2 protein-coding genes and 4 tRNA genes are annotated in these 1,541 nt (G+C 41.8%); 1 reads left to right on the top strand and 5 read right to left on the bottom strand.

The window, feature by feature from the left end; all coding sequences use genetic code 11:
• The 5 genes from H5185_RS22105 to H5185_RS22085 form a co-directional block, all read right to left on the bottom strand.
• Positions 1-161, bottom strand: a 161-nt coding sequence (locus H5185_RS22105; protein ID WP_259395356.1) for a GTP-binding protein, incomplete at its 3' end; no start/stop codon positions are given.
• A gap of 113 nt (positions 162-274) precedes the next feature.
• A tRNA-Ile gene (locus tag H5185_RS22100) sits at positions 275-349 on the bottom strand.
• A gap of 9 nt (positions 350-358) precedes the next feature.
• Positions 359-432 (bottom strand) — tRNA-Gly (locus H5185_RS22095).
• Between the two features lie 34 nt (positions 433-466).
• A tRNA-Tyr gene (locus H5185_RS22090) sits at positions 467-551 on the bottom strand.
• Between the two features lie 7 nt (positions 552-558).
• Positions 559-634: transfer RNA gene (locus H5185_RS22085), tRNA-Thr, on the bottom strand.
• 223 nt (positions 635-857) lie between these two features.
• Between H5185_RS22085 and coaA the strand changes: the two genes are divergently transcribed.
• Positions 858-1,541, top strand: a 684-nt coding sequence (coaA, locus tag H5185_RS22080; RefSeq protein ID WP_182743302.1) for a type I pantothenate kinase, incomplete at its 3' end; no start/stop codon positions are given.

Below are 1,541 nucleotides of genomic sequence, written 5' to 3'. Positions count from 1 at the left end.
GGAGCGTTATCGATTTGAGCGAAGTTTTTAACTTCACCACCATAAGTTTTAGACAAAACGGCAGAGATTGCTGCTGTTAAAGTTGTTTTACCATGGTCAACGTGACCGATGGTGCCCACGTTTACATGGGGCTTGTTACGTTCAAATTTAGCTTTTGCCATGGTATTGCCTCAGTCCAATTATCTTGGTGATGAAAACACATATAGTAAAAATCCGATGCATTAAATGACATCGAATCGATTATTTAGGGTTAGGAAGTTTATTCATGACAAGCTGGTGTTGATAGGCAGATTCGCACTGCCGACTCACCCTCATTAAAGGTGCGCTCTACCAACTGAGCCGTATCAGCGAACAAATTTGGAGCGGATGGCGGGAATCGAACCCGCGTTATCAGCTTGGAAGGCTGGAGTAATACCATTATACGACATCCGCGCAACCTGTTTAGGCTACCTAACTACCTAGAAAATGGTGGAGGGAGAAGGATTCGAACCTTCGAAGGCTGAGCCGTCAGATTTACAGTCTGATCCCTTTGGCCACTCGGGAACCCCTCCAGAAAAATGGTGCCGGCACCAAGAGTCGAACTCGGGACCTACTGATTACAAGTCAGTTGCTCTACCAACTGAGCTATGCCGGCGTATCATTTCGGGTTCGGATATTAGGTAAATGTGCCCCAGAGTGCAAGAGTAAAATGATAAAAAAACTAAAAAAAGTTTCAAATGACGTTTTTTTGCACTTGTTTAGCACAAAAAGAGTGATTAGTAGGCAAATGTAATTAGTGATGCAGACAAATGAGAACCAAACTATTGTCGCCATTTATACGATAGTGTAATGTGCCTGACCAACCTAGAGGAATGGTTATGAACCCAATTAACTCAATACAAGATGCACTCTACTTTGCTTTTCAGCGCGAGCATTGGGCTGAATTACGCAAATCAGTGCCACTCACATTGAGTCAGGCTGAATTAGAAAACCTGCGTGGTATGAATGAAAAGCTGTCTTTAGATGAAGTCACTGACATTTACCTTCCTCTCAGCCGTTTACTGAATTTATTTGTCGGCTCTAAACAACAGCGTGGACTCGTTCTTGATAAGTTTCTTGAACAGAAAGCTTCTCCAGGTCCTTACATTATTAGTATCGCAGGAAGCGTAGCTGTCGGTAAGAGTACCACAGCACGCATCTTACAGACGTTATTACAGCGTTGGCCCGAGCATCCTAAAGTTGATTTAGTCACTACTGATGGTTTTTTATATCCATTAGCAGATTTAAAGCGTAAAGGACTACTGCAGCGTAAAGGTTTTCCTGAAAGTTATGACATGAAAATGTTAGTCGAATTTATATCGGCTGTTAAAGCTGGAAATAAAGAGATATTGGCACCACTTTATTCTCATGTCACTTATGATAGATGTCACGATGAACATCAAGCTATTCGCCAACCTGACATTTTGATTTTAGAAGGTTTAAATGTACTGCAAACGGGTTTAGATACCCCAATCGACACCAGAAGACCTTTTGTATCAGATTTTGTCGATTTCTCGATTTAT

The sequence above is a fragment of the Shewanella sp. SG44-6 genome (assembly GCF_014164185.1).
GTDB lineage: Bacteria > Pseudomonadota > Gammaproteobacteria > Enterobacterales > Shewanellaceae > Shewanella > Shewanella vesiculosa.
Note: the sequence above shows the minus strand (reverse complement) of the source record. Positions and strands in the feature narration are given on the sequence as shown.